Here is a 24627-nt window from a genome sequence, read left to right on the forward strand (position 1 = left end):
CTCTTCCTAGGCGGCGAAGTGCCCGCCCCGCGCGGCGACCCCGAAGTAGTCGAGCGTGGGGTACGCGACTTCGGCCCAGCTGCGCGGAGTCCGCCAGATCTCGCCGGGGAACGTGCTGAAGCCGACCGGAACCCGCGGCGCCGGCAGGGGCGGGCTGCCCGCGGCGGGAGCGTCGGCCCCGTAGGCCTCCCAATAGCTGCGGGCGGTGGACGCGCCCGTGCCGGTCAGCCAGTAGGCCGTGATGTTGTCGAGCAGGTGGTCGCGGGTGAGGTTGCCGGACGGCTTGCCGTCGACGAACGCGCCGGCGATCTTGTAGTAGGCGTCGGTGTCGTGGTCGACCATCCAGGCGGCGAGCGCGGACGGTGAGTCCAGCAGCGCGTACCCGATGGTCTGCGGCCGGGTGGCCATTTCCACGAAGTAGCCGTTGCCGGTGGTCTGGAACTCCTTGATCGCGGCGAGCGCCGCGCGTTCCTCCTCGGTGTTGTCCGGCAAGGCCGAAGGGTCGTTGAGCGCGGGCACGAGCAGGTTGGTGTGGATGCCGGCCAGCCCCTGCGGGCCCAGCCGTCCGATCGCGTCGGTGACACCGGCCCCGACGTCGCCGCCCTGGGCCACGTAGCGGTCGTAGTCGAGCCGGCGCATGAGCTCGGCCCACGCCCGGGCGGTGCGCACGAGGTCCCAGCCGACCTCGGCCGGCTCCGCCGAGAAGCCGTACCCGGGCAGGGACGGCAGCACGAGGTGGAACGCGTCCGCCGCGGTGCCGCCGTGCGCGGTCGGATCGGTCAGCGGGCCGACGGAGTCGAGCATCTCGATGACCGACCCCGGCCAGCCGTGGGTCATGATCAGCGGCAGCGCGTCCGGGTGCCGGGACTCGACGTGCACGAAGTGGATCTTCACGCCGTCGATCTCGGTCGTGAACTGCGGCAGCGCGTTGAGCCGCGACTCGACGCGCCGGAAGTCGTATTCGTCGGTCCAGTAGCGGTGCAGCGCTCGCATGGTGGCCAGCTGCACCCCTTGCGAGCGGTCGCCGACCAGTTCGGGGGTCGGCCAGCGCGTCGCCTCCAGGCGACGGCGCAGCTGGTCGAGCGCCTCGCGGCGGAAGTGGACGGAGAACGGTCGGATCGCACGGTCGGCCTGCTGCTCGAGCGCGGTCATGGCGCACCCTGCCTTTCACGGGGGAATCCGGTACGCCCGTCAGCGTGGCCGGGTCCACGCGCGGATCGCGCCCGTGAGAACCCCTGGCCGACCCGGCACCAGGGACTCCCCCGGGGCGCACGGGTGTCCGGCGGACCGACGGTGAAGGCGTGGCAGAACCCTCTCGGAGGAGGACACCGGGTCCACGACCGCGGCGACACCCACGCCGACGTAACCGCGGGCTCGGGCGGGATCTGCCTCCGGGATGAAGACCACCGAGATCGACGCCGTTGTCGTCCGCGACGGCAAGAATGTCAAGGCGCTGGTCTACGTCGCCGCCTTCGCGCCCGACCAGGGCGAATCCGCCGACGACATCCAGGTGGAGTTCCGCGTGCGGCAGGACCTGTACCCCCGGGCCCGGGGCGCCTCCCACGCGGTGCTCCTGTCCCAGCTCCGACTCACTGCGGCGGTGACCCGGTCACAGCTGGGCGGCACCGCCGTCCACGGGGATCTCGGCGCCGGTGGTGAACGTCGCCTCGAACGCGAGGTAGGCCACCGTGGCCGCGACCTCGGCCGGCTCGCCGAAGCGCCCCATCGGGTTCTGCGCGATCATCGCGGCCTTGGTCTGTTCGGCGGCGTCCGGCGGCATCGTCGCGTCGAGGATGCCGGTGGCGATCGGGCCCGGGCTGACGGCGTTGACGCGGACCCGGCGGGGCAGCAGTTCCCGCGCCAGGGACCGGGTCATCGACCGCAGCGCGGCCTTGGTCGCGGCGTAGGCGCTGATCAGGTCGAGGCCCTTGACGTTGGCCACCGACGTCGTGAGCACGACACCGGCGCCCTCGCGCAGCAGCGGCGCCAGTTTCTGCACGGTGAAGTACGGCCCCTTGGTGTTCACGGCGAACAGTTCGTCGTACCGCGCTTCCGGCATCGTCTCGAACGGCGCGAACGCGGTCACGCCCGCGTTGACGAACAGCGCGTCCACCGCGCCGAACTCCGCGCGGACCACCCGCGCCAGCTCCTCGACGTCGGCCATGGCCGCGGAGTCGCTGCGCACGGCCGTCGCCCGCTCCCCCAGCCGACGGCGCGCGGACTCGAGCTTTTCCTTGTCCCGTCCGGTGATCAGCACCCGTGCGCCGCGGGTCACCAGCAGTTCCGCGGTCGCCAGGCCGAGCCCGCTGCTGCCGCCGGTGATCACGACGTTCTTTCCCTCGTAAGCGTTCATACCCCGAGTCAACTGCCGGGCCCGCCGCCGCGTCCAAGGCCCGTTCCGCATGCCGCCATACCGCCGGTGCATGGCGGCGTACGCTCGAAATGTGGATCTCGACCTGCGGCTGGTCCGGTACTTCACGGTCGTGGCGGAGCACGGCAACATCGGCCGCGCCGCCGCGGCCCTGCACCTCGCGCAGCCGTCGCTGAGCCGCCAGATCCAGCGGCTGGAGCACCAGCTCGGCGTGCGGCTGTTCGCGCGCACGCCGCAGGGCACCGTCCTCACGGCGGCCGGCGCGGCGTTCCTGCCGCGTGCCCACGCCGTCCTCGAAGCGGCCGAAGACGCCGTGACGGTCGCCCGCGCCGCCGACCCGCCGCGGGAGATCACCCTCGGCTACGTCGAGGGCCTGATCATCACCCCGGCCGTGCAGGCGCTGCGCCACCGCCACCCCGACGCCCGTATCCGGACCAGGCTGCTGCGCTGGCACGACACCCGCGCCCTGCCCGACGGCCGGGTCGACGCCCTGGTCGCTCGCGACCCGCTGCCGTTCGCGGCCACGGTGACCCCGCTGTACGAGGAGTCGCGCGTGCTGCTGGTCCCGGCCACGCACCGCTTGGCGGGCAAGGAAGTCGTCTCGGTGGACGACCTGGGCGACGAGGAACTGGTGGCGTGCGCGGTGACGCCGACGCTGTGGAGCACGCCGAAGGACGGCTCACCACCCCCCGCGCCGGACGACAGCTTCGAGGACAAGCTGGAACTCGTGGCGTCGGGCAGCGCCGTGGCGGTCCTGCCCGCCGGTGACCACCGCCTCCGGCTGCGCGAGGACGTGGCGGCGATTCCGGTCGAGGGCTTCGAGCCCTGCCGGGTCGTGGTGGCGTCGCGGACCCGGGACCCGAACCCGCTGGTGGCGTCGTTCCGCGAGGCCGCGCGGCTGCTGGTGCCCGCCGGCTGAACCCGGCGTCACGCCGAGGGGACGGAAATCGTTTCGTGGTAGGTCTTGCCGCGGTTCATCCGGAGCAGGGCGGCAATGCGCCGTTTCGTGAGCGCGGTGGCGACCAGGTCACCCAGGCGCGGTGACAGGGCCTCGCCCAGCAGCAGCATGTTCGCCGTCCGCGGAAGGACCACCCGGCGCCTCCCGTGCCGGACCGCGGCCACGACGGACTTCGCGACGTCGTCCGGCGACAGGGGCGTCATGTGGCGGAACGGCGGCGGCATCTCGGCGACGTCGGTGTCCCGCAACAGGTCGGTGGCGGTCAGCGCGGGGTGGATCACCGAGACCCGGATGCCGTCGGCGGCCACCTCCTGACGCAGGGCGTCGGAGAACGCGGACACCGCGTGCATGACGATCGCGTAGGCGCCGAACCGGGCGAAAGCCTTGCGCCCCATGATCGAGGACATGTTCACGATCGTTCCCGCCCCCTGCCGCCGGAGGACCGGGAGCACCTGCTGCGTCACGCTGATCATCCCGAACAGGCTCGCGCGCTGGGTCGACCGCAGGTCTTCGGCGAACGTGCCGGCGGCGGCTTCGCCGACCTTGCCGACCCCGGCGTTGTTGACCAGCACGTCGATGCGGCCGAACCGGCGCACCGCCGCGTCGACCAGCGCCGCGACCTGCCCCGGCTCGGACACGTCGGTCCGCACCGACAGAGCGTCGGCCCCGAGCGCCAGCACCTCCTTCTCCACTTCGCCCAGCCGATCGGCCGAGCGAGCCGCGAGCACGAGCCGCGCGCCCTCTCCGGCGAACGCCAGGGCGACCGCCCGGCCGATTCCGCGGGACGCGCCGGTCACCAACACCACCTTGCTCATGACTTCTCCTTCTTGTTGTATATACAACATATGGTCGGCAGCGAACGCTCGCTTCGAACTCGCGGGGCTCACTTGCCTGGCGGGTAGCCCATTTCGCGTGCGATCCCCTGGATGGCACCAGTTCCGGCCGCTCCGAGCAGCCGGGCCGCCTGCTCCTGAGACCGCCGCCAAGCGGGCATCACGGACTCGATCTTGTCCCGGCCGGCGTCGGTGAGCGCGACCTCCCGGAGCCCCTTCGCGTCGGCGGAGACGGCCTCGATCCAGCCGTGGCCGAGCAGGAGGTTCAGGTTGCGGCTGACCGTGGACCGCTCCAGTTGCAGCACGTCCCCGAGCACGGCGGGCGGGCACGGACCCGCTTTGCCGACGGCCGCGAGCAGGTTGAGCTGGGCGATGGTCACGCCGTGATCCGCGAGGGCGCCGTCGTACAGGCTCGTGAGAGCCCGGCCGATCAGGCGGATGCGGACCGCCAGGCAGTCGTCCACGATTTCATCGACAGCGGAGAGCTTCACGAGGCCACTGTTGCATATACATCAAGCGGCGTCAACGCGCCCCAGGAACGAAAGCGGGCAGCTTCTCGAGACTGCTGCGCACGGCCTCGGCGCCGTATTCGACCATCTGCCGCTCGTAGTCGTCGACCGCGTCGAGCAGATCCCGGCGGCCTTCGCCGGCCTCGATGAGGCAGCGGCGCAGCAGGTCGGCGTCGCGCAGGGCGGTGTTCGCGCCGTTGCCACCCGTCGGCGAGGTGGCGTGGATCGCGTCGCCGAGCAGCGTGACCGGGCCGGACGCCCAGCGCTCGCCGGGCTCGACCACCCGGATGGACAGCAGCGTGCTGTGGTCCGGGTCGGCCCGCTCGACCAGGGTGCGCAGCACCGGGTGCCACCCGCGCACCCTGGACAGCACGGCGTCCTGCGGGGTCAGGCCCGGCGGCGAGCCGTCCGGCGGCAGGATCATGGCCCAGCGGACGTAGTCGCCGATGTCGGGCAGCGTGACTTCGGGGGCGAGCCGCTCGGCGGCCTGCTTCGGCGGGGTGCGGAAGCGCATCGCGCCGAGCAGCAGGCTGACGCCGTCGCCGGTGATCTTCGAGCCGTAGGCCTTGGCCAGGACGGCGAACTCGTCGGTCAGCGGCGTGCGGCCGATGACGAACCGGACGCCGGTGTCGGCGGGCGTGATCTCCGGTGCCAGCACCCCGCGCACCGCGGAGGCCACGCCGTCCGCGCCGACGAGCAGGTCGGCGACGGCCGGTTCACGGCGGGAGAACCGGGCCTGGACCCGGCCGTCGGCCAGCACGTCGTAGCCGGTCAGCGCGGCGCCGGTGTGCACGGTGAGACCGGTCAGCAGGAGGTGCCGCAGCACCTGCCGGTCGACCACGATCCCGGTCCGGCCGGCGCCGAGCCTGCCGATCTCGGTGAGCTGCGGGTCCAGGATCAGCTGCTCGGCGGAAGCCTCCATGACGATCTCGTCCAGCAGTGGGTGCCACCGTGCGGGCAGGCAGTCGCGCACCGCCTGGAACCCGGCCGGGTTCAGCACGAGCCGGTAGCCCTGGAACCGCGCGGCGATCTCCGGATCGCGCTCGAACACCTCGGCTTCGATCCCGGCCCCGCGCAGACCCTGCGCAAGAGCCAGCCCGCCCAGCCCGGCTCCGGCAACGGACACCCTCATTCGCACACCTCCAGACCAATGGAACGAACTAAGTTCGTCTCAACGATCTAAGTTCTACCTATCGAACTTAGATCGTGTCAAGCGCTATCGGCCGGGCTCGGTGGCCTGGCGCAGCGTCCGGGACAGTCCCAGCGCGGCCGTCCGGACGGCCGGGGCCAGGTGCGCCGGGCGGAACTGCTCACGGGGGACGGCCACCGAGAGCGCCGCGACCGCGACCGCTCCGCTGAACACCGGCGCGGCGATGCAGCTCACCCCGAGCGCGGCTTCCTGCTCCTCGTACGCCAGGCCGGACACCTGCGTCTGCTCCAGTGCCGTGCGCAGCCGGAGCGGGTCGGTGATCGAGGCGGACGTCAGCTGCGGCAGCGGGTCCGCGAGGATCGCCTCCGCCAGCTCGGGCTCGGAGAACGCGAGCAGGGCCTTGCCGATCGCCGTGCACGTGAGCGGGAGCCTGCCGCCGATCCGGGAGGGCAGCGGGACGGCGTCGTGGCCGTGGATGCGTTCGACGTACACGACTTCGCGGTCGTCGCGAATTCCGAAGTGGACGGTCTGGCGGGTGCTCTCGAAAAGGTCCTGCAGGAACGGCAGCGCGGCCTCGCGGAGGTCCTGCCGGCGGGGCACCAGCGAACCCAGTTCGAACAGGGTGCCGCCCAGCCGGTACTGCTCGCCGGCCCGCTCCAGGAACCCGAGGCGGACCAGGTCGCCGACCAGGCGGAACGCCGTCGTCTTGGTCAGCCCCGCCCTGGTGGCGAGTTCCGTCAGGCGAAACGATCCGCCGTTCGGGCGGTAGACGGACAGGACAGCAGCCGCCTTGTCGAGCATGTTGCCGTTCTCGCCGTTCCGTGTCACGGAACAAACTTTGGCACACGCTCGGGCTGCGGCCTATACCTGGCGGGTCACAACCCCTGCTCCGGAGGTCCCGATGAACGAGGCCGTCCCCAAGGCCGCCGAAGTGCTCGCGGCCGCGGCCGCCACGGCCACGCCGTGCCCGCCGATCCGCGATCTCTTCGCCGACGGCGACCTCGACGCGGCCTACGCCGTGCAGCGCCTGCACACCGAACGCCGGCTCGCGGCCGGGCACCGCCTGGTCGGCCGCAAGATCGGCCTGACGTCGCCGGCCGTGCAACGGCAGCTGGGCGTCGACCAGCCCGACTTCGGCGCGTTGTTCTCCGACATGGCCCTCTCCCCCGAAGGCACCGTCCCCGCCGGCCGCCTCCTGCAACCCAAGGTGGAAGCGGAAATCGCGCTCGTCCTCGGAGCGGACCTGCCCGGCCCGGACTGCTCGATCGCCGACGTCCGCGCGGCCACCGCGTTCCTCGCCCCCGCGCTGGAGATCGTCGACAGCCGGATCGCAGGCTGGGACATCTCCATCGTCGACACGGTCGCCGACAACGCCTCCTCCGGCCTGTTCGTCCTCGGCGACACCCGCGAGACGCTCGACGGCCTCGAACCGGCCGACGTCGAGATGCGGCTGCACCGCGGCCCCGAACTCGTCTCGGAAGGCACCGGCCGCGCCTGCCTCGGCGACCCGCTCAACGCCGCGGCCTGGCTCGCCACCACGCTCGCCCGCCGCGGCGAACCCCTGCGGGCAGGCGACATCGTCCTCACCGGCGCGCTGGGCCCGATGGTGCCCGCCGCCCCCGGCGACGTCTTCACCGCCCGGATCTCCGGCCTCGGCGAGGTCACCATCGGCTTCGAAGGGGAGGCAGCATGAGCGCGAAAGTCGCGATCATCGGTTCCGGCAACATCGGCACGGACCTGCTGATCAAGGTGCTGCGGCTGGCCGAGCACCTCGAGATCGCGGCCATGGCCGGGATCGACCCCGATTCCGACGGCCTCGCCCGCGCCCGCCGGCTCAAGGTCGCGACCACGCACGAGGGCGTCGACGGCCTGGCCCGGCTCGACGAGTTCGCCGACGTCCGGTACGTCTTCGACGCCACCTCGGCGGGCGCGCACCGGCACCACGACGAAGTCCTGCGCGCCCTCGGCCGCACCGTCATCGACCTCACGCCGGCCGCGCTCGGGCCGTACGTCGTCCCGCCGGTCAACCTCGACGAGCACCTCGACGCCCCCAACGTCAACATGGTCACCTGCGGCGGGCAGGCGACCATCCCGATCGTGGCCGCCGTCGGCGCGGTGACCCCCGTGCACTACGGCGAAATCATCGCGTCCATCTCCTCGCGCTCGGCGGGCCCGGGCACCCGGGCCAACATCGACGAGTTCACCGAGACCACCGCCTCCGCGATCGAGCGGGTCGGCGGCGCCGCGCGCGGCAAGGCGATCATCGTGCTCAACCCCGCCGAACCCCCGCTGATCATGCGCGACACCGTGCACTGCCTGGTGTCCGATGGGGACACCGAAGCGATCACCGCGTCCGTCGAAGACATGGTCGGGCGGGTGCAGGCCTACGTCCCCGGCTACCGGCTCAAGCAGAAGGTCCAGTTCGAGACCGTCACCGCGGACGACCCCCTGCACCGGCTGGCCCCGGCCGGCGACGCGGTGAAGGTGTCGGTGTTCCTGGAGGTCGAAGGCGCCGCGCACTACCTGCCCGCCTACGCCGGGAACCTCGACATCATGACCTCGGCCGCGCTGCGGACCGCCGAACGCATGGCCACCCACCAGGAGACAGCCCGATGACCGATCTGTACATCCAGGACGTGACCCTGCGGGACGGCATGCACGCCATCCGGCACCGCTACACCGTCGAGCAGGCGCGGGCGATCGCCGGCGCGCTGGACGCGGCGGGCGTCGCGGCGATCGAGATCGCCCACGGCGACGGCCTGTCCGGCTCCAGCATCAACTACGGCGTCGGCGCCCACACCGACTGGGAGTGGATCGAAGCGGTCTGCGACGTCACGCGCACCGCAGTCCCCACCACGCTGCTGCTCCCCGGCATCGGCACCCTGCGGGACCTCCGGGAGGCGCACCGGCTCGGCATCCGCTCGGTCCGCGTCGCCACGCACTGCACCGAAGCCGACATCTCCGCCCAGCACATCGGCGCCGCCCGCGAGCTGGGCATGGACGTCGCCGGGTTCCTGATGATGTCGCACATGGCCGAGCCGGACGAACTCGCGAAGCAGGCCAAGCTCATGGAGTCCTACGGCGCCCAGTGCGTCTACGTGACCGACTCCGGCGGCCGCCTCACCATGGACGGTGTCCGCGCCCGGGTCCGCGCCTACCGGGACGTTCTCGAGCCGGGGACGCAGATCGGCATCCACGCCCACCACAACCTCGCCCTCGGCGTCGCCAACAGCGTCGTCGCGGTGGAGAACGGCGTGGTCCGGGTCGACGCTTCCCTGGCCGGGCAGGGCGCCGGAGCCGGCAACTGTCCCCTGGAGGCGTTCATCGCGGTGGCCGACCTGATGGGCTGGGAGCACGGGTGCGAGCTGTTCCCCCTGATGGACGCCGCGGACGACCTGGTGCGGCCCTTGCAGGATCGCGAAGTCCGCGTCGACCGCGAGACGCTGAGCCTGGGCTACGCGGGCGTGTACTCGAGCTTCCTCCGCCACGCCGAGGCGGCGGCGGTGCGGTACGGCCTGGACACCCGGGCGATCCTCGTCGAGGTCGGCCGGCGCGGCATGGTCGGCGGCCAGGAGGACATGATCACCGACATCGCGCTCGACCTGGCCGCGGCGCGCTGATCCCCGCTCGGGTGATCCGCGGCTCGAACCGGTCTGTCCTCAGTGGAACTCGGGCAGAACGTACTCCTGCCAGCCCCTGAAGAAGCTCTCGTGGTCACGGCCCACCTGCTGCACGTAGATCTCGTCCACCCCGGCGTCGACGTACTGGCGCACCCGTTCCGCGTGGGCCTTCGGGTCGTCGCCGCAGACGATCGCCTCCGCGACGTCCGCGCGCGGGACGAACGTGGTGGCCGCTTCGAAGTCCTCCGGGCGGGGCAGGATCTGCGCCAGCTGGCCCGGCAGCGCATCGTTGGCCCACAGGCGGTGCGCCTGGTCCAGCGCCGCCTCGGGGTCGGCGTCCCAGCTGACCTTCATGCCCGCCTGCACCGGCTTGTCACCGCCGCCGGACTCGCGGAACGTGCGGACGAGGCCGGCGTCGGGCACGACCGTGCAGTAGCCGTCGCCGATGCGCCCGGCCAGCTCGGTGGCCTGCGGCCCGAACCCGGACACGTAGATCGGCACCGGCTCCGCGGGCATCGTGTAGATCCGCGCGTCCTGCACCTCGTAGTGCACCCCGTGGTGGCTCACGGCCTCACCGCGCGCTCCCGCCGCGTGCAGCAGGCGGATGACCTCCACGGCTTCCTCCAGCATCTCGAGCCGCTGCCCGGCCGAGGGCCAGGCGTCCCCGAGGATGTGCTCGTTGAGCGCCTCCCCCGAGCCCACGCCCAGCACGAACCTCCCGTCCAGCTGCACGGCGGCGGTGGCCGCGGCCTGCGCGAGCACGGCCGGGTGAATCCGGACGGTCGGGCACGTCACCGCCGTCGTGACCGGCAGCGAGACGGCCTCCGACAGCGCACCGATCACCGACCAGACGAACGGGCTCTGGCCCTGTGCGTCGTTCCACGGGTGGAAGTGGTCGGAGATCCACAGCCGTTCGAACCCCGCCCGCTCGGCCGCGCGGGCTTGGGCGACGAGTTCACGCGGGCCGTATTGCTCGCAGGACAGGAAGTAGCCGATCGACGTCATGACCGCCGGGTACCCCGCCGGCCCGGGCGCACACCCGCGGTTTGCCCGCATCGCCGCCGGGCGCCGCGCGCGAGGTGAGGAGGCTGGGCGCGCTGTCCGATCGCCTGACCGAGCCCGGAAGCGGCCTGGTCCTGGACGAGCGAGCCCAGCCACCCTGCGCGGCCGCCGTCGCCCCGCTCAAGCGTGCGCGCTGGCGATCTTCAACGGGTCCTTGGGCGCCTTCGGGCGGGCGTCGAGCATCCGCTGGCCCACCTCCTGAAGTCGCTTGCGGCCCAGCGCCTTGCGCACCTGCGGGAACCACTCGTCCTCTTCTTCCTCGACGTGGTGGCGCACGTTTTCGGTGAGGACGGTGACTTTGGCGTCGAAGGTTTCGTCCTCCGGGTCCAGGTCCCGCAGCTCCGCCATCAGCCACACCATCACGTGGTGCTCTTCGACGCTCTCCAGCACGTGATCACGCGTGTCCGGAACGGCTTCCTTGGCGACCGGGTAGAAGATCTCCTCTTCGATGTAGGTGTGGGTCGTCAGCTCCTCGATCATCGCGTCGACGAGCTTCCGTTTCTCCTTGAACGCCTCGTCGCCCGCCTTTTCGAACCTCTTGAACAGCTTTTCGACGGTTTGGTGGTCCTCTTTGAGCAGCACGATCGCGTCGGTCGACATCCCGGTTCTCCTTTTCGTCCCGGCGGGAGTACCCGGCGCCGCGCGCTTCAACCCGGGGACGCGGCGAGAAGCGCCCGGTGAAAGGGAAAACCCCGCTCAGACCGCGCGACGGCCGTGCAGCGTCTCCGAGGGCAGGGCGCCGAACTTGCGGCGGTAGGCCGTCGAGAACCGGCCGGCGTGCAGGAAGCCCCAACGAGCGGAGACCGCCGCGACCGTCGTGCCGGCGGGGTCGGCCGCCGCGAGTTCGTCGTGCACCCGGGTCAGCCGGACGTCCCGCAGGTAGGCCATCGGCGGCACGGTGAACCAGCGCTGGAACCCTTCCTGCAGGGCCCGGACGCTGACCGAGACTTCGCGGGCCAGGGTGCTCGAAGTCCACGGCCGGCCCGGGTCGTCTTCGATCAGCTCGACGGCCCGGCGCAGCGCCCGGGGCGGGGCCGGGGCCGACGGCGCGTGCAGGTGGTCGCTGTAGTTGTTCGGCTGGGCCAGCAGCAGACCGGCGATCACCAGGCTCTGCAGGTGCCGGGCCGCCGCGGGGTGGTGCGTGATCCCGCCCGGCCGGTCCGCCTCACGCTCCAGCAGCGCCAGCACGTCGAGCCACGACCGCGCCGCCGGGGTGGCCAGGTCCATCGTGGTGGTGAAGCGCACCGGCTCGCCCAGCGGCCGCCCGAGCTGCCGCTGCAGCTCCAGGTCCAGCTCGTACCGGTCGATCATGAGGCACAGCTGGGCGCACCCGGCTCCCCACCGCAGGTCGGCCGGGTGGCCCGGCATGAACACGGCGGCCCGTCCGGGCCGGGCGAACACCGGTTCCGCCGAGCCGCAGCGCTGCTCGCAGCGTCCGCGGACCGGGATGTTGACGTGGTAGCCGCCGGCGTCGACCGTGCCGAGCCGGACCGCGGTCCCGTACTGCAGGTAGCCCGCGGTCACCGCACCCACCCGGACCGCGTTGAGCCGCATGTCCAAGGCGACCGGGCGGTCCAGCACCTCGAGCCGGTGCGGCAGGTACGTCCGGGTCACCGCATCGTGCGCTTCGTCGACGTCCGTCGCGCGAGCGACCGGATGCCCGGGCAACAGCTCCGTCTGCGGCAAGCCCGTCACGAACCGAACGGTAATCGCTCTCCGCACGGTCCCGCCAACGCGGGCAACGGACAGGGTGACGCGCGAATCGGCTGTGCCGGACCGGCACCGGGCAGTTGAATGGAGGGTCGGCGCAGCTACCACGGAGAGAGACGTGCAACTGATGGACCGGGGCCCGTCGACGAGGCAGCCCGTGCTGATCGAGCCCCTGGACCACGTGCGGCCGGGAGCCCGCCTGCTGCGGCCCCGCGGCGGGTTCCACGCGCGGACCGGGATCGAGCTGATGGCCGTCATCGACGGCCAGCGGGCCCACGCTCTCGACCTGCTGATCCTCGACCTGACCGAACGTCCCACCTTCGGGTCGGTGGCCCTCCAGGTCGTCGTGCAGATCGCGACCGAGCTCCGCCGCGTCGACGTCGGGCTGCGCCTGGTCGGCTCGGAACGGATCGTCGGCTCACCCCTGACCGTCGCGGGCGTGCGGTCGCTGGTCACCCTGCACGGCACGGTCCTCGAGGCTCTCGCCGACCGGTAGATGCGTCATCTTTTCGACGACATCACACTTGTCATCACATGGATGACGTGTTAGAACCATAAGTGCGTGTTGACACCAGAGATCAACGACATCCGGAGGTGGAACCGATGTTGATGCGCACCGACCCGTTCCGCGAGCTGGACCGCTTCGCCCAGCAGGTCTTCGGCACCCCCGCGCCCGGCACGTGGTCGAAGCCGGCCGCGATGCCGATGGACGCCTACCGCGCCGGCGAGGAGTTCGTCGTCTGCTTCGACCTGCCCGGCATCACGCCCGACGCCATCGAGCTCGACGTCGAACGCAACGTCCTCACCGTCAAGGCCGAACGGCGGCCCGCACCCGGCTCCGACGACGTGCAGATGCAGGTCTCCGAACGGCCCCTCGGCGTGTTTTCCCGCCAGCTGTTCCTCGGCGACACCCTCGACACCGACCGCATCGCCGCGAACTACGAAGCCGGCGTCCTCACCCTGCGCATCCCGATCGCCGAGAAGGCCAAGCCCCGGCGGATCGAAGTCACCGGGACCACCACCGACCGGAAGGAAATCCAGGCCTGACGGCCTCGCGTCCGCGCAGGACCGGTAACCCCGAGCCGGTCCTGCGCGGCACGCTGTCCCAGAAAGGCATCTCCACCCGTGACCGCATCGCTGGGCATCCCGACCGGCCACCCCCACCCGGCCTTCACCGAGTTGCAGTCCTACCTCGCCGACGTGACCACCGCCGTCGGCGTCGGGCTCGAGTCCTGCACCGTCGACCACGACAGTCCGGTATCCGCTTACATCGCCCTCGACGAACACCTGCCCGCCTACCCGGGTCGCGACGTCGCCCTGCTGTGGGACGAGGTCCACGGCTGGGCCGCCGCCATCGAGACCCACTCCGGTGAAGACCTCATCGTGCTCCGCTACCTCGGCGGCACCACGGTCACCCCGGCCCCCGCGGACATCACCCGGTTCCTGACGGCGCTGCGCGAGGACGACCATCGCCTCGGCCGGCTCGACCCGCCCGCCCTCCGCTCCGCCGGCACGCTCACCGACCTGCGGATTCTCCTCGCCGAGAGGAGCACGGCGTGAACTCCCCCGCCCTGCCACTCCCGGTCAGCTTCGCCCTCGCCGTGCGTGGCTACGACCGCGAGCAGGTCGACGAACACCTCGCCGACCTGCACGACGAGATCCGGCTGCTGACACTCGATCGCGACGCCGCGCTCGCCGAAGCCGAAACGCTGGCCCGGCTCCTCGAGCGCACTCGCGCCGAGGCGGATGAACTGCGCGCTCACCTCGACCGCGTCGTCCGCGCCCCGGCCGACCCGGCGGCCGTCGGCGACCGGGTCCGGCGCATGCTCGAACTGGCCCGTGCCGAGGCGGACACCATCGTCGCCACCGCGCGCGAACGCGCCGACGCCGTCCTTCGGCTCGCCAAGACGGCCGAACGGCGCACCGCAGCCCGCTTGCGCGCGATCGACGACTACCTCGCCCGCGCCGAGCACATCCTCGCGGACGAACCGGAACCCGCAGTCCGCGGCGAACGCCTCGCCGCGGCATGACGTCCGCGACCACCTCGGACAACGCCATGAGCGAGTCCGCGCACGAGGCGGCGGAGAGGATTTTCGCGACGGCCGCCGAAATCGGTGCCACCCGGCAGGAAGCCATCCTGGTGACCCGGGCGGTGCACGCCGTCAAGAACGGCCGTCCGACCGACGTCGCGCTCACCGACACCGAACAACACCGGCGCCGGAAGCTGGCCCACGTCGTCGGCACGCAGCTGTGGGACCCGCACCTCGACGCCGATGCCGTCCTCGCCGCCGTCACCGGCGCCGCCCACCTGGTGTGACGCGCCGGCGGGAGTGCCGCGCCCGGGACGGGCTGCCAGTGGTGACGAGGACGGGACCCGAATCCCGGCCCCGGTTTTGGCATCGGAGCCGACGGGGTAGATTGGCAGTCCCTTCAGCGGTCGTGGTGTGTACTGACAGCCGAGTCGGGAGGCGGCGGGTGAGCATCTCGTTCGAGCCGGAACGCCTGCGGATCGTGCGCCTGGAAACCGGCACCGGCATCGTGGCCCTCAAGCTGACCGGCGAGCTCGACATCGGGACGACGCCGAAGCTCACCAGCGCGCTCGTGCACATGACCGCCACCCGGCCCGAAGTCCTGGTGCTCGACCTGTCCGAGCTGTCGTTCCTGTCCGTCGCCGGCGCGCGCTCGATCCGGCTGTCCCACGACGCGGTCGGCACGACCCGGCTGCGGGTCGTGACCGGGGACCGCCACACCGTGCGCCACGTGCTCGACGCGACCGGCTTCGCCGCCGTGCTGGATTGCTACCGCACCCGCTCGGCGGCGATGACCGCGGGCAGCCGCACGTGGTTCCTGAGCGAGGCGAACGCCTGCTGGAACGCCGACCACTGACCGTCACGACGCCAGGAGCGCAGCCGGAGTCCACAGTGGATCCGCGGCCCGGGGGTGGCACGCGCGGTCTCGATGTTCTACGGTGGGAAGTGGACCGGTCGAGACAACGGCCGAAACCTGTTCCCCCTCGCTCGGGGCATCCGTTGTCGCGCGGCCCTTGTTCGCCGCGATCGCACTTCAGCGTTGTACCTAGGGTGTGGCCGACGAAAGCAGGCCGCCATGACGATCCACCTCGAACCCCCCACGGTCCGTCCCGCGATTCCGCTGCCGTCCGAGCTGCGGATGACCGTTCGCCGCCCGGCCGGCGGCACCGCCGTCGTCGAAGTGAGCGGCGACATCGACACGGCCGGCGCTCCGCGGTTGGCCGAGCTGCTGGAATCCCGCGCCAACAGCACGCTGACCCGGCTCGTGATCGACCTCGGTGAGGTGAACTTCCTCGGCGCGGCGGGCCTCGCCGCGATCGAGCACGGCTACCAGCGGGCCAGGGAACGCGGAATCGCCTGCGCCGTGACGGTTCCCGCCGGGAGTCCCGCGCTCCGGACGATCACGTTGTTCCCGCTGCGGTTCAGCCAGGTGCTCGAAATCCACTGAGCCGGCGCGGCTCGAACTCGGCCCACACGGTCTTGCCGGTGCTGCGCCGCTCCTGGCCCCACGCGGCCGAGCACGCCCCGACCAGGGTGAGCCCGCGGCCGCCGGTGCTCGACGGGGAGCGCGGTGCCGCGGCGTCCGGGCTGGTGTCGTCCACCTCGATCCGCAGCCGGCCGGGGCGGCGCACCAGCCGGACCTGACGCGGCGGCGACCCGTGCCGCAGCGCGTTCGACGTCAGCTCGTCCAGCACGGCGATCACGTCGACGCGGTCCGGCTCGGTCAGGTCGTCCACCGCGCGCCGGGCCCACGCGCGGACCCGGGCCAGCTCCGTGACGTCGTCGGCGACCTCATAGGCCAGCACGGCCGTTCTGTCGCCGACGGTCTCGGCTTGGTCAGCGGACATCCGGTCCCCCCATCGTTTCGCACGACCGGTCCCCCGACCGGTCTGCAGCGGTATTACCCACCACCGGCCCGGCACATGCACGAGCCGGCCCGTCAGGAGACGCGCAGGCTGTAGCGGCGTTCCGCGTAGGCGAGGTCGTCACGCCACAACCGCGCCGCCGTGTGGCGCATGAGCGGGCGGATAGCCGGGGCCAGCTTGGCGGCGACGGCGAAGCCGGCCCGCTCCGAGGCCGCGATCGTCGCCTCGATCACCGCGGTGCGGGGGCGCCCGTCCACGCCGGGGCCCAGCGGCGTCGCGTGCGTCTCGACGACGCTGCCCGCGCCTTCGCCTTCGACGATCCGCATGACGACCGTGCGCGGCTCGGGACAGCCGAACTCGGCCACGACGGGCACGCCCCACCGCCCGGCGAGCCGGAACGTCACTTCGACCACGAACCGGTCGTCGTCCTCGGGCACGTCGGCGCCCTGGGGTGCCGAGACGACCTTCAAGCGCGCGAAGGAGTAGGGGTGGAACCAGGCGCCGTGCCACGGATCGAGCCGGTTCGCCACGACGTCTTCCGGCTCGCAGACGCCGGTCAGCGTCGCGACGGCGTCGATGCGCGTAGCCCCGCCTGGCCGGGCCGGGACCACCGGCCGGTCGGTCGGCTGCTCGCGCCCGACCGCGTCGAGACGGGCCCAGACGAGCACGCCGTCGTCGTGCGCCGGGATCGGAGCCCAGCTCCCGCAGCGGTCCCCGCCGAGGCGCAGGCCGTGCCACCGGCAGACCAGCTCACCCCGGTCGAGCCGGGCTTCCGCGAGCGGCGCGCCGAGGTGCGGGCAGGCGCCGGGGCCGACGTGGACCCCGCCGTCGCGGTCGCGCCACGCGACGAGCTCCCGGCCGCCGACCGTCACGCCGAACGGCCGGTCCGGCCGCACCGAGCGGCTGGCCCCGAGGACGAACCAGTTGCCGGACGGGCGCGCCGACGCGCGTTTGCCCGCGGCCTCGATGAGCGCGGGTGAGCAGTCCTGATAGGTCGGTTCCTGGCGGGCCCACCGGGGCTCGCGGAACGGCTGGACGGGCCACCGCCGCGGCCAGAGTGCGGCGGCGCGCTGACTGACGTTCACTGGACCATCGTGGCGGCTTCGCAACGAATGTGCACGGTGGCTGGGGCGACCCTTTTGCGGGAGTGACCGTTTAACTCAGGCGTGGCAGGGTACAGCGAGGACGAGATGCATCGATCGTGCATCGAATTACTGGCGTCGACATAAGGAGCCTGGATGGCCGTGATCGCCGACGCCGACGTGACCACCGCATGGTTGGCCGAACTGCGCCGGAAGTGCGCGGGCGACGTGCGGGACTTCGTCGGCGAGCGGGTGCGGGAGCACTTCACCGGGCGCGCCGCCACCCCGGCGGGCACGGCGCTGCCGGAGTTCGTGGCGGGCGGGAAGTTCCTGCGGCCGCTGTTCGCCTACACGGGCTGGTGCTGCGGCGAGCCGGACGACGAGGCGGCGCTGCGGGCCGCGTCCGCGCTCGAGCTGCTGCACTGTTTCGCGCTGGCCCAGGACGACGTCATGGACGGCTCCGAACGCCGGCGCGGCCGCCCGGCCCTGCACGTCACGTTCGCCCGCTGGCACGCCGCAGAAGGGCTCGGCGGCTCCTCTGAGCGGTTCGGCGAGTCGGCCGCGGTCCTCGCCGGCGACCTGTTCCTCGTCTGGTCCGAGCAGCTCCTGCGGAGCAGCGGCCTGCCCGCCGACGTGCTCGCCCGCGGCTGGCCGGTCTACGACCACCTGCGCTCCGAGCTGGCCGTCGGTCAGCTCGGCGACCTGGTCAACGACGCCCGCGCGCTGCCCGCGTGGGGTGAGGTCCTCGATGTCGTGCGCCGCAAGTCGGGCAACTACACCGTGCGCCGCCCGCTCGAGTTCGGCGCCGCGCTGGCCGGCTGCGGCGAGCGCGTCCGCGCGGCGCTCGGCACCTACGGCGGCCTGGTCGGCGAAGCCTTCCAGTTCCGCGACGACCTGCTCGGGGTGTTCGGCGATCCGGCCGTCACCGGCAAACCGGTCGGCGACGACCTGCGCGAGCGGAAGGCGTCCACCGTGGTCGTGCTCGCGGCCGAGCTGGCCGGCCGGGAACACCGCGCCGAGCTGACCGAACTGCTGGCCCTCGACGTCGTCGACGCCGCCGCGATCGGGCGCTGGCAGCGGCTGATCACCGCGACCGGCGCGCGTGACCAGCTGGAGAAGTTCGTCGACGACCGGGTCCGGCACGCGCTCGAGGTGCTCGACCTGGCCGGCCTCCCCCAGCGGCCGGCGGACGCGCTGACGACGCTGGCCCTGCGCTGCACCGAGCGGGTCCGATGAGGACGGTCGCCGGCCGCACCGACCGGGTGGTGGTCGTCGGCGCCGGGCTGGCCGGCCTGTCGGCCGCCCTGCACCTGGCCGGGCGGGGCCGCTCGGTCGTCGTCCTCGAACGCGACCCCGCGCCCGGCGGGCGAGCCAGGCGGGTGGACCGCGCCGGCTACCGGCTCGACACCGGCCCGACCGTGCTGACCATGCCGGAGATCCTCGGCGACGCCTTCGCCGCGGTGGGCGCGGACCTGGCCGACCGGCTGCGCTTGACCCGGCTCGACCCCGCCTACACCGCGCGGTTCGCCGACGGCTCGAGCCTGCCGGTGCACTCCGACGGCGACCGGATGGCCGACGCCGTCCGGGACTTCGCGGGCCCGGCCGAGGCGGCGGGCTACCGGCGGCTGCGCGCCTGGCTGACCCGCTTGTACCGCACCGAGTTCGACCGGTTCGTCGCCGCCAACTTCGACTCGCCCCTCGGGCTGCTCTCCCCCGGCCTCGCCCGGCTCGTGGCGCTCGGCGGGTTCCGGCGCCTGGACAACCGGATCGGCGCCTTCCTGACCGACGAGCGGCTCAAGCGCGTCTTCACCTTCCAGGCGTTGTACGCGGGCGAATCACCGATGCGGGCGCTCGCGCTGTACGCGGTCATCTCCTACATGGACACCGTCGGCGGCGTGTACTTCCCCGAAGGCGGCATGGCGGCCATCCCGCGGGCGATGGCGGAGGCCGCGACCGGCGCCGGGGTCGAGTTCCGCTTCGGCGCTTCCGTCGCCGCGCTCGAACGCCGCGGAACGCGGGTCACCGCGGTGCACACCAGCGACGACCGGATCGAGGCCGACGCCGTCGTCCTGACCACCGAACCGCACGAAAGCTACCGGCTGCTGGGCCGCACGCCGCGGCGGCCAGTGCCGCTGCGCCCGGCGCCGTCCGCCTTCGTGCTGCACGCCGGCGGCCGCGCCGACCCGTCGCTCGGGCACCACACGATCTCCTTCGGCGACGGCTGGCGCTCGACGTTCCGCGAGCTGATCACCGAAGGAAAGCGGATGAGCGACCCGTCCCTGCTGGTCACCCGCCCCACGGCGACCGACCCGTCGCTGGCCCCGCCGGGCAAGGAGCTGTTCTCGATCCTGGCGCCGGTCCCGAACCTCGAACGCGGACCGTACGACTGGGACGTCGAGGCCGGGCGGTACGCCGACGAGATCCTCGACCACGTCCGGTCCCGCCTGCTGCCCGGCTTCACCCCCGAGCGGTCCTACGTCCTGAGCCCGGCGGACTGGGCCCGGCGCGGACTGGTCGCCGGCACGCCGTTCAGCTACGCGCACTCGTTCGGCCAAACCGGACCGTTCCGGCCGCGGAACCTGCCGCCCGGCACGGAAAACGTCGTGCTGGCCGGCGGCGGGACGGTGCCCGGTGTCGGCGTCCCGACGGTCCTGCTCTCCGGCCGGCTCGCCGCGGACCGGATCACCGGCACCCGCCGCACCGCCGTCACCGGCGGCCGCCTCGCCGCGGAGGGAGCCCGGTGACGCGCCGCGAACTCGACGCCGCCGGCATCACCGATCCGGGCCTGCGCGAGGCCTACCGGCGCTGCCGCGAGGTCAACGCCCGGCACGGCCGGACCTACTTCCTCGCCACCCGGATGCTGTCGCCCGCGCAGCGTCCGGCGGTGCACGCGCTCTACGCGTTCGCCCGCCGGCTCGACGACCTCGTCGACGAGCCGGCACCCGGTGCCACGCCGGAGCAGATCGCCGCCACCCTGCACGACGTCGAACGGCGGTTCTTCGCCGAGCTCTCCGCCGGGCACAGCGACGACCCGCTGCTGACCGCGGTGCTCGACACCGTGACCCGCTACGAGATTTCCGAGCCGCACTTCCGCGCCTTCTTCGCGTCGATGCGGATGGACCTCACGGTCACCGCCTACCCGACCCGGGCCGCGCTCGACGAGTACGTGCACGGTTCGGCCGAGGTGATCGGGCTGCAGGTGCTGCCGGTGCTGGGCACCGTCGTCGCCCGCGCGGACGCCGCCCCGCGCGCCGCCGCGCTCGGGAAGGCGTTCCAGCTGACCAACTTCCTGCGCGACGTCGCCGAAGACCTCGACCGCGGCCGGGTCTACCTGCCGGCCGACGAGCTCGCCGCGGACGGCGTCGACCGCGACCGGCTGCGGTGGTGCGCCCGCACCCGGAAACCCGATCCCCGGGTCCGGCGGGCGCTCGCCGCTCAGGTCGCGCGGACCCGCCGGATCTACGCCGAGGCCGAGCCGGGCATCGCGATGCTGCACCCGGCGTCCCGGCCGTGCGTGGCGACGGCGTACCGGCTCTACGGCGGCATCCTCGACCGCATCGAGGCCGCGGACTTCGACGTCTTCCGCGGCCGCGCCCGCGTGCCGCGGTACCGCCGGGCGCTCGCGGCCGGTGACGCGCTCGTCCGCGCGCAGTGGGCGCGACGCCGCCACCCCGGGGCGGTGGCCTGACGTGGGCAAGCTCGAGTACCTGCTCGTCCTCGCCGCCTGCGTCGTCGTGACGCTGCCCCTGGAACTGGCCGGGGCCCGCGTCTGGCGGCGCCCGCGGCGGGTGGCGCGGGCGGTGCTGCCGGTCGCGGCGGTGTTCCTGGTCTGGGACGCCATCGCGATCGCCGCCGGCGTCTGGGACTTCGCGCCCGCGTTCGTCACCGGGGTGCGGGCGCCGCTCGGGATCCCGCTGGAAGAGGTCCTGTTCTTCGTGGTCGTCCCGGTGTGCGGGCTGCTGACCTACGAAGCCGTGCAGCTGACCGGCCGGGTCGCCGCGCGGCTGCTCCGGCAGCGGGTGTCGCGCTGATGCCCTGGGGTTACACGGTTCCCGCCGTCGCCGCCGTGCTCGTCGTGGTCGCCGCCGAGGTGCTCCTCCTGCGGACCGGGCTGCTGCGCCGGCCCGCGTACTGGGTCACGATGGCCATCGTGACCGCGTTCCAGGTTCCGGTCGACGGCTGGCTGACCAAACTCTCCGCGCCGATCGTCCGGTACTCCCCCGAAGGCATCACCGGGTGGCGGTTCCCCTGGGACATCCCCGTCGAGGACTTCCTCTTCGGTTACGCCCTGGTCACCGCGGTCCTGCTGCTGTGGGAACGCGGGAAGTCGCGAAAGGACAGTGCATGAGCCCGTTGCCGCGCAACGGTTTGCCGCGCGCCGAAGTACCGTCCGCGTTCGACGGCGGTGCCGCGGCCTACGACCGGCTCGTCGGCGCCAACCCGGGCTACCACCGCCACCTGCGAATCTCCGCCCGGCGGCTCGGGCTGCCCGACGGGGGTGCCGGGCTGCGGGTCCTCGACGCCGGCTGCGGCACCGGCGCGTCGACCGCCGCGCTGCTGCGGGTCGCGCCCGGCGCCCGCGTCACCGCGATCGACGCGTCCGCCGGGATGCTGGCCCGGGCGCGGGCGAAGCGGTGGCCGGCGGAAGTCGAGTTCGTCCACACGCCCGTGGAGGACCTGACGGCCGAGGAGCCCTTCGACGCGATCTTCGCCGCCTACCTGGTGCGCAACCTCGCCGATCCGGACGCGCAGCTGGCGAAGCTGCACGGGCTGCTGCGCCCGGGTGGGCGCATCGCGCTGCACGAGTACTCGGTGCGGGACTCGCGGCGCGCCCGCTGGGTGTGGACCGCGGTGTGCGGCGCCGTCGTGATCCCGCTGGGCCGGCTCGCCACCGGCGACGCGACGCTGTACCGGCACCTGCACCGCAGCGTGCTCGCCTTCGACGGGCTCGCCGACCTCTGCGCGCGCCTCACCCGCGCCGGCTTCACCGACGTCCGCACGGGCACCATGCCGGGCTGGTCGCGCGGGATCGTCCACACCGTCCTGGGCACCCGCCCGTGAGCCGCGACCGTCGCGCCGAGGTCCACCCCGCGCCTTCGGGCCTTCCGGACGCCGGTGCGCTCGACCGCCGTCCCCGTGCCGCCGTCGTCGGCGGCGGGATCGCCGGGCTGACCGCCGCGACCGGCCTCGCCGAGCGCGGTGTCGGGGTCACGGTGTTCGAACGCGAGCGCTACCTCGGCGGGCGGGTGGGCGGCTGGGGCGAGCGCCTCCCGGACGGCACCGAGGTCACGATGAGCCGCGGCTTCCACGCGTTCTTCCGCCAGTACTACAACCTCCGCGCGCTGCTCGCCCGCACGGACCCGGGCCTGCGCCGGCTCACGGCGGTGCCGGACTACCCGCTGATCGACGCGCTCGGCCGCACGGACACCTTCGCCGGCCTGCCGCGCACCCCGCCGTTGAACGCGCTGGCGTTCGCCTTGCGCAGCCCCACCTTCCGGGCCCGCGACCTGCTGCGCCTGGACGGCCGGCGCGCGCTGCCCCTGGCCGGTGTCGGTGTCCCCCGCGTCTACGACCAGCTCGACGACGTCGACGCGGCGACGTTCCTGAGCGCGATCAACTTCCCCGCCGCGGCGCGGCATCTGGCGTTCGACGTGTTCTCCCGCAGCTTCTTCGCCGACCCGGGCGAACTGTCGGCCGCCGAGCTGGCGACGATGTTCCACCTGTACTTCCTCGGTTCCGCCGAGGGCCTGCTCTTCGACGTTCCCACCGAACCGTTCCCCCAAGCGCTCTGGAATCCGCTGGCCGACCACCTCACCTCCCGCGGCGCCGACCTCCGTACCGGTGTGTCGGTCACCGCGGTGGAGCTCCGCCCAGGCGGGTTCCTGGTCGACGGCGAGTTCTTCGACGCCGTCGTCCTGGCGTGCGACGTCCCCGGGCTGCGGCAGATCGTGGCCGCCTCGCCGGGCCTGGGCACCGAGGACTGGCGAGCCGCGATCGCCCGGCTGCGCACGGCCCCGCCGTTCGTCGTCCGCCGGCTGTGGCTCGACCGGCCGGTGGACGCCACCCGCCAGGCCTTCCTCGGCACCGGAGGCCTGCGCCCGCTGGACAACATCAGCGTCCTCGACCGGTACGAGGGCGAGGCCGGCCGGTGGGCCTCCCGCCGCCACGGCTCAGTCGTCGAGCTGCACGCGTACGCCGCGGGCGACGACACCGAGGCCGTCACCCGCGATCTCGATCGCCTCCTGCACCGCCTCTACCCCGAAACGGCCGACGCCGGAGTGATCGGCTCGAAAACCCTGGTGCGCGAGGACTGCCCCTTGTTCCCGGTGGGCGGCTTCGCCGACCGGCCCACGGTCGCGACCCCCCAGCCGGGCCTGGTCCTGGCGGGCGACACGATCCGCATCGACCTGCCGGTAGCCCTGATGGAACGCGCGGCAACCACCGGCTGGACGGCCGCGAACACTCTGCTGCACCGCTGGGGCCTGGCCGGCCACGCCCTGCGTTCGGTCCCCAACCACGGAAGGATCGCGCTGCTGGACCGCCTGGCCGCGCGCAGCGACGGTTGACGTCCCCGTTGCTCCGAGCGACGCCTCCTTGGGCGCCGCCGTTCGTCCGGGAAATTCGCTACCCGGCACCAGGAGCGCCGTGATACACCACCGACGTGCACAACAGTGTGGAGTTCTCCGAGGTGCTGCGGCTGATCGACGACCGCGCGGCCGCGTTCCGCGCCGCGATCGCGACCGCCGCCGACCTCGACGTCCAGGTGCCGACCTGCCCGGACTGGACGCTGCGAGAACTGGCGCAGCACATCGGCGACGGCCGCCGCCGCCAGGCCGTCATCGTCGCGGCGGGCCCGGGCGCCGAGCCCCCGGCGAAGACGGACCCCAAGGGCGCCCCGACCGCACCACGCGACCGCGGCGCACTGGACGTCTGGCTCGCCGAGTCGACCGAACTCATGCTCGACGCAGTGCGCGCGGCCGGCCCGGACCGCGGCTGCTGGACCTGGTGGGACCGCTCGCAGTCGCCGCAGACCAGCGCAGCCGTGGCCCGGCACCAGCTCCAGGAAATCGCCGTCCACACCTACGACGCCCAGCTCACCCAGGGCGCCGCGCTGCCACTGCCAACGGACGTCGCGGCCGACGGCGTCGACGAGTTCCTGAGGACCGTCTCGGCAACGACGGTCCCCTGGCCGTACACACCGGCAACCATCGACGTACACGCAACCGAGGGCGGCTCCTGGCGCTTGACCCTCAACGCAAGCGGCGTCCGCTGCGACGACCTCGCCGACGGCACCGAGCCGGGCGACACGGCGATGCGAGGATCAGCGAGCGAACTGGTCCTCTGCTTCTACGAGCGCTTCCCGCTCGACGGCTTGGAAATCACCGGCGACATCGAGCCGGTGAAGCAACTCGGGGCCTGGAACCCGGACGCGTAACC

The 24627-nt window shown here is 72.9% G+C and carries 30 protein-coding genes; 19 read left to right on the forward strand and 11 right to left on the reverse strand.

Annotated features, from left to right (window positions below):
- Positions 1-6: 6 nt before the first annotated feature.
- Positions 7-1152 carry an epoxide hydrolase family protein gene (locus tag ACWEN0_RS40315; RefSeq protein ID WP_451985597.1) on the reverse strand — a complete coding sequence of 382 codons (1146 nt, stop codon included), beginning with the start codon at positions 1150-1152 and terminating at the stop codon, positions 7-9.
- Between the two features lie 457 nt (positions 1153-1609).
- Positions 1610-2353 carry an SDR family oxidoreductase gene (locus ACWEN0_RS40320; RefSeq protein WP_451985599.1) on the reverse strand — a complete coding sequence of 248 codons (744 nt, stop codon included), beginning with the start codon at positions 2351-2353 and terminating at the stop codon, positions 1610-1612.
- A 91-nt stretch (positions 2354-2444) separates the two neighbouring features.
- On the opposite strand from ACWEN0_RS40320, the gene ACWEN0_RS40325 reads away from it, so the two are divergent.
- The gene (locus ACWEN0_RS40325) at positions 2445-3290 is read left to right on the forward strand and encodes a LysR family transcriptional regulator (RefSeq protein ID WP_451985601.1); all 846 of its coding nucleotides are present in this window, start codon (positions 2445-2447) and stop codon (positions 3288-3290) included.
- Between the two features lie 8 nt (positions 3291-3298).
- Here the strand turns inward: ACWEN0_RS40325 and ACWEN0_RS40330 are convergent, their stop codons facing one another.
- The 4 genes from ACWEN0_RS40330 to ACWEN0_RS40345 all read right to left on the reverse strand — a co-directional run bounded on the left by ACWEN0_RS40330 (position 3299) and on the right by ACWEN0_RS40345 (position 6649).
- A complete protein-coding gene (locus ACWEN0_RS40330; RefSeq protein WP_451985603.1) occupies positions 3299-4144 on the reverse strand; it encodes an SDR family NAD(P)-dependent oxidoreductase in 846 nt (281 codons plus the stop codon).
- 68 nt (positions 4145-4212) lie between these two features.
- On the reverse strand, positions 4213-4653 hold the full coding sequence (locus ACWEN0_RS40335; protein WP_451985605.1) for a MarR family winged helix-turn-helix transcriptional regulator: 441 nt from the start codon (positions 4651-4653) through the stop codon (positions 4213-4215).
- Positions 4654-4684: 31 nt separating this feature from the next.
- On the reverse strand, positions 4685-5803 hold the full coding sequence (locus tag ACWEN0_RS40340) for an FAD-dependent oxidoreductase (protein ID WP_451985607.1): 1119 nt from the start codon (positions 5801-5803) through the stop codon (positions 4685-4687).
- A gap of 84 nt (positions 5804-5887) precedes the next feature.
- The gene (locus ACWEN0_RS40345; RefSeq protein WP_451985609.1) at positions 5888-6649 is read right to left on the reverse strand and encodes an IclR family transcriptional regulator; all 762 of its coding nucleotides are present in this window, start codon (positions 6647-6649) and stop codon (positions 5888-5890) included.
- 73 nt (positions 6650-6722) lie between these two features.
- Here ACWEN0_RS40345 and ACWEN0_RS40350 point away from each other — a divergent pair, with 73 nt between their 5' ends.
- Genes ACWEN0_RS40350 through dmpG form a run of 3 tightly spaced genes read left to right on the forward strand, consistent with a single transcriptional unit; the run spans position 6723 to position 9441 of the window.
- Positions 6723-7514 carry a 2-keto-4-pentenoate hydratase gene (locus tag ACWEN0_RS40350; protein WP_451985611.1) on the forward strand — a complete coding sequence of 264 codons (792 nt, stop codon included), beginning with the start codon at positions 6723-6725 and terminating at the stop codon, positions 7512-7514.
- Positions 7511-8437 carry an acetaldehyde dehydrogenase (acetylating) gene (locus ACWEN0_RS40355; protein ID WP_451985613.1) on the forward strand — a complete coding sequence of 309 codons (927 nt, stop codon included), beginning with the start codon at positions 7511-7513 and terminating at the stop codon, positions 8435-8437. The genes ACWEN0_RS40350 and ACWEN0_RS40355 overlap by 4 nt, the downstream gene beginning before the upstream one ends.
- Positions 8434-9441: a 4-hydroxy-2-oxovalerate aldolase gene (dmpG, locus tag ACWEN0_RS40360; protein ID WP_451985615.1), complete on the forward strand. Its 1008-nt coding sequence runs from the start codon at positions 8434-8436 to the stop codon at positions 9439-9441. Before ACWEN0_RS40355 ends, dmpG begins: the two co-directional genes overlap by 4 nt.
- Positions 9442-9480: 39 nt before the next feature.
- Here dmpG and ACWEN0_RS40365 read toward each other — a convergent pair whose 3' ends face one another.
- The 3 genes from ACWEN0_RS40365 to ACWEN0_RS40375 form a co-directional block, all read right to left on the reverse strand.
- Positions 9481-10446, reverse strand: a complete 966-nt coding sequence (locus tag ACWEN0_RS40365; RefSeq protein ID WP_451985617.1) for a TIGR03557 family F420-dependent LLM class oxidoreductase — start codon at positions 10444-10446, stop codon at positions 9481-9483.
- Between the two features lie 177 nt (positions 10447-10623).
- The gene (locus ACWEN0_RS40370; protein WP_451985619.1) at positions 10624-11103 is read right to left on the reverse strand and encodes a hemerythrin domain-containing protein; all 480 of its coding nucleotides are present in this window, start codon (positions 11101-11103) and stop codon (positions 10624-10626) included.
- A 96-nt stretch (positions 11104-11199) separates the two neighbouring features.
- Positions 11200-12198 (reverse strand): AraC family transcriptional regulator, encoded by a 999-nt coding sequence (locus ACWEN0_RS40375; protein WP_451985621.1) that lies wholly within the window; start codon positions 12196-12198, stop codon positions 11200-11202.
- A gap of 142 nt (positions 12199-12340) precedes the next feature.
- Between ACWEN0_RS40375 and ACWEN0_RS40380 the strand changes: the two genes are divergently transcribed.
- From ACWEN0_RS40380 to ACWEN0_RS40410, 7 genes are all read left to right on the forward strand, one after another.
- The gene (locus ACWEN0_RS40380; RefSeq protein ID WP_451985704.1) at positions 12341-12709 is read left to right on the forward strand and encodes an STAS domain-containing protein; all 369 of its coding nucleotides are present in this window, start codon (positions 12341-12343) and stop codon (positions 12707-12709) included.
- Between the two features lie 107 nt (positions 12710-12816).
- A complete protein-coding gene (locus ACWEN0_RS40385) occupies positions 12817-13260 on the forward strand; it encodes an Hsp20/alpha crystallin family protein (RefSeq protein WP_451985623.1) in 444 nt (147 codons plus the stop codon).
- 78 nt (positions 13261-13338) lie between these two features.
- Positions 13339-13773, forward strand: a complete 435-nt coding sequence (locus tag ACWEN0_RS40390) for a DUF6292 family protein (protein ID WP_451985625.1) — start codon at positions 13339-13341, stop codon at positions 13771-13773.
- The gene (locus ACWEN0_RS40395; protein ID WP_451985627.1) at positions 13770-14243 is read left to right on the forward strand and encodes a DivIVA domain-containing protein; all 474 of its coding nucleotides are present in this window, start codon (positions 13770-13772) and stop codon (positions 14241-14243) included. The genes ACWEN0_RS40390 and ACWEN0_RS40395 overlap by 4 nt, the downstream gene beginning before the upstream one ends.
- 26 nt (positions 14244-14269) lie before the next feature.
- Positions 14270-14530, forward strand: a complete 261-nt coding sequence (locus tag ACWEN0_RS40400) for a hypothetical protein (protein WP_451985629.1) — start codon at positions 14270-14272, stop codon at positions 14528-14530.
- A gap of 158 nt (positions 14531-14688) precedes the next feature.
- Positions 14689-15099 (forward strand): STAS domain-containing protein, encoded by a 411-nt coding sequence (locus ACWEN0_RS40405; protein WP_451985631.1) that lies wholly within the window; start codon positions 14689-14691, stop codon positions 15097-15099.
- 219 nt (positions 15100-15318) lie between these two features.
- Entirely contained in the window at positions 15319-15690 is a 372-nt protein-coding gene (locus ACWEN0_RS40410) for an STAS domain-containing protein (RefSeq protein ID WP_451985633.1), read from the forward strand.
- Here the strand turns inward: ACWEN0_RS40410 and ACWEN0_RS40415 are convergent.
- Positions 15665-16090 carry an ATP-binding protein gene (locus tag ACWEN0_RS40415; RefSeq protein WP_451985635.1) on the reverse strand — a complete coding sequence of 142 codons (426 nt, stop codon included), beginning with the start codon at positions 16088-16090 and terminating at the stop codon, positions 15665-15667. The genes ACWEN0_RS40410 and ACWEN0_RS40415 overlap by 26 nt on opposite strands.
- A 92-nt stretch (positions 16091-16182) precedes the next feature.
- Positions 16183-17193, reverse strand: a complete 1011-nt coding sequence (locus ACWEN0_RS40420; RefSeq protein ID WP_451985637.1) for a DUF5914 domain-containing protein — start codon at positions 17191-17193, stop codon at positions 16183-16185.
- A 153-nt stretch (positions 17194-17346) separates the two neighbouring features.
- Between ACWEN0_RS40420 and ACWEN0_RS40425 the strand changes: the two genes are divergently transcribed.
- From ACWEN0_RS40425 to ACWEN0_RS40460, 8 genes are all read left to right on the forward strand, one after another.
- Positions 17347-18426: a polyprenyl synthetase family protein gene (locus ACWEN0_RS40425; RefSeq protein WP_451985639.1), complete on the forward strand. Its 1080-nt coding sequence runs from the start codon at positions 17347-17349 to the stop codon at positions 18424-18426.
- Positions 18423-19934, forward strand: coding sequence for a phytoene desaturase family protein (gene crtI, locus ACWEN0_RS40430; RefSeq protein WP_451985641.1), 1512 nt, complete (start codon positions 18423-18425; stop codon positions 19932-19934). Before ACWEN0_RS40425 ends, crtI begins: the two co-directional genes overlap by 4 nt.
- A complete protein-coding gene (locus ACWEN0_RS40435; RefSeq protein ID WP_451985643.1) occupies positions 19931-20878 on the forward strand; it encodes a phytoene/squalene synthase family protein in 948 nt (315 codons plus the stop codon). Before crtI ends, ACWEN0_RS40435 begins: the two co-directional genes overlap by 4 nt.
- A 1-nt stretch (position 20879) precedes the next feature.
- Complete coding sequence (locus tag ACWEN0_RS40440; RefSeq protein ID WP_451985645.1) at positions 20880-21221, forward strand: lycopene cyclase domain-containing protein; 342 nt, start codon at positions 20880-20882, stop codon at positions 21219-21221.
- Complete coding sequence (locus ACWEN0_RS40445; protein WP_451985647.1) at positions 21221-21538, forward strand: lycopene cyclase domain-containing protein; 318 nt, start codon at positions 21221-21223, stop codon at positions 21536-21538. The genes ACWEN0_RS40440 and ACWEN0_RS40445 overlap by 1 nt, the downstream gene beginning before the upstream one ends.
- On the forward strand, positions 21535-22251 hold the full coding sequence (locus ACWEN0_RS40450; RefSeq protein WP_451985649.1) for a methyltransferase domain-containing protein: 717 nt from the start codon (positions 21535-21537) through the stop codon (positions 22249-22251). The genes ACWEN0_RS40445 and ACWEN0_RS40450 overlap by 4 nt, the downstream gene beginning before the upstream one ends.
- Positions 22248-23756 carry a hydroxysqualene dehydroxylase gene (locus ACWEN0_RS40455; RefSeq protein ID WP_451985651.1) on the forward strand — a complete coding sequence of 503 codons (1509 nt, stop codon included), beginning with the start codon at positions 22248-22250 and terminating at the stop codon, positions 23754-23756. Before ACWEN0_RS40450 ends, ACWEN0_RS40455 begins: the two co-directional genes overlap by 4 nt.
- 95 nt (positions 23757-23851) lie before the next feature.
- On the forward strand, positions 23852-24625 hold the full coding sequence (locus tag ACWEN0_RS40460) for a maleylpyruvate isomerase family mycothiol-dependent enzyme (RefSeq protein WP_451985653.1): 774 nt from the start codon (positions 23852-23854) through the stop codon (positions 24623-24625).
- The last annotated feature ends 2 nt before the right edge of the window (positions 24626-24627 follow it).

The organism is Amycolatopsis sp. NPDC004378 (genome assembly GCF_053602455.1).

Coding starts and splice junctions, on each gene's coding strand:
- ACWEN0_RS40320 (WP_451985599.1), bottom strand. CDS start 2,353: ATGAACGCTTACGAGGGAAAGAACGTCGTGATCACCGGCGGCAGCAGC.
- ACWEN0_RS40410 (WP_451985633.1), top strand. CDS start 15,319: ATGACGATCCACCTCGAACCCCCCACGGTCCGTCCCGCGATTCCGCTG.
- dmpG (WP_451985615.1), top strand. CDS start 8,434: ATGACCGATCTGTACATCCAGGACGTGACCCTGCGGGACGGCATGCAC.
- ACWEN0_RS40355 (WP_451985613.1), top strand. CDS start 7,511: ATGAGCGCGAAAGTCGCGATCATCGGTTCCGGCAACATCGGCACGGAC.
- ACWEN0_RS40450 (WP_451985649.1), top strand. CDS start 21,535: ATGAGCCCGTTGCCGCGCAACGGTTTGCCGCGCGCCGAAGTACCGTCC.
- ACWEN0_RS40340 (WP_451985607.1), bottom strand. CDS start 5,803: ATGAGGGTGTCCGTTGCCGGAGCCGGGCTGGGCGGGCTGGCTCTTGCG.
- crtI (WP_451985641.1), top strand. CDS start 18,423: ATGAGGACGGTCGCCGGCCGCACCGACCGGGTGGTGGTCGTCGGCGCC.
- ACWEN0_RS40400 (WP_451985629.1), top strand. CDS start 14,270: ATGAGCGAGTCCGCGCACGAGGCGGCGGAGAGGATTTTCGCGACGGCC.
- ACWEN0_RS40315 (WP_451985597.1), bottom strand. CDS start 1,152: ATGACCGCGCTCGAGCAGCAGGCCGACCGTGCGATCCGACCGTTCTCC.
- ACWEN0_RS40350 (WP_451985611.1), top strand. CDS start 6,723: ATGAACGAGGCCGTCCCCAAGGCCGCCGAAGTGCTCGCGGCCGCGGCC.
- ACWEN0_RS40365 (WP_451985617.1), bottom strand. CDS start 10,446: ATGACGTCGATCGGCTACTTCCTGTCCTGCGAGCAATACGGCCCGCGT.
- ACWEN0_RS40415 (WP_451985635.1), bottom strand. CDS start 16,090: ATGTCCGCTGACCAAGCCGAGACCGTCGGCGACAGAACGGCCGTGCTG.
- ACWEN0_RS40445 (WP_451985647.1), top strand. CDS start 21,221: ATGCCCTGGGGTTACACGGTTCCCGCCGTCGCCGCCGTGCTCGTCGTG.
- ACWEN0_RS40330 (WP_451985603.1), bottom strand. CDS start 4,144: ATGAGCAAGGTGGTGTTGGTGACCGGCGCGTCCCGCGGAATCGGCCGG.
- ACWEN0_RS40380 (WP_451985704.1), top strand. CDS start 12,341: ATGGACCGGGGCCCGTCGACGAGGCAGCCCGTGCTGATCGAGCCCCTG.
- ACWEN0_RS40425 (WP_451985639.1), top strand. CDS start 17,347: ATGGCCGTGATCGCCGACGCCGACGTGACCACCGCATGGTTGGCCGAA.
- ACWEN0_RS40385 (WP_451985623.1), top strand. CDS start 12,817: ATGTTGATGCGCACCGACCCGTTCCGCGAGCTGGACCGCTTCGCCCAG.
- ACWEN0_RS40370 (WP_451985619.1), bottom strand. CDS start 11,103: ATGTCGACCGACGCGATCGTGCTGCTCAAAGAGGACCACCAAACCGTC.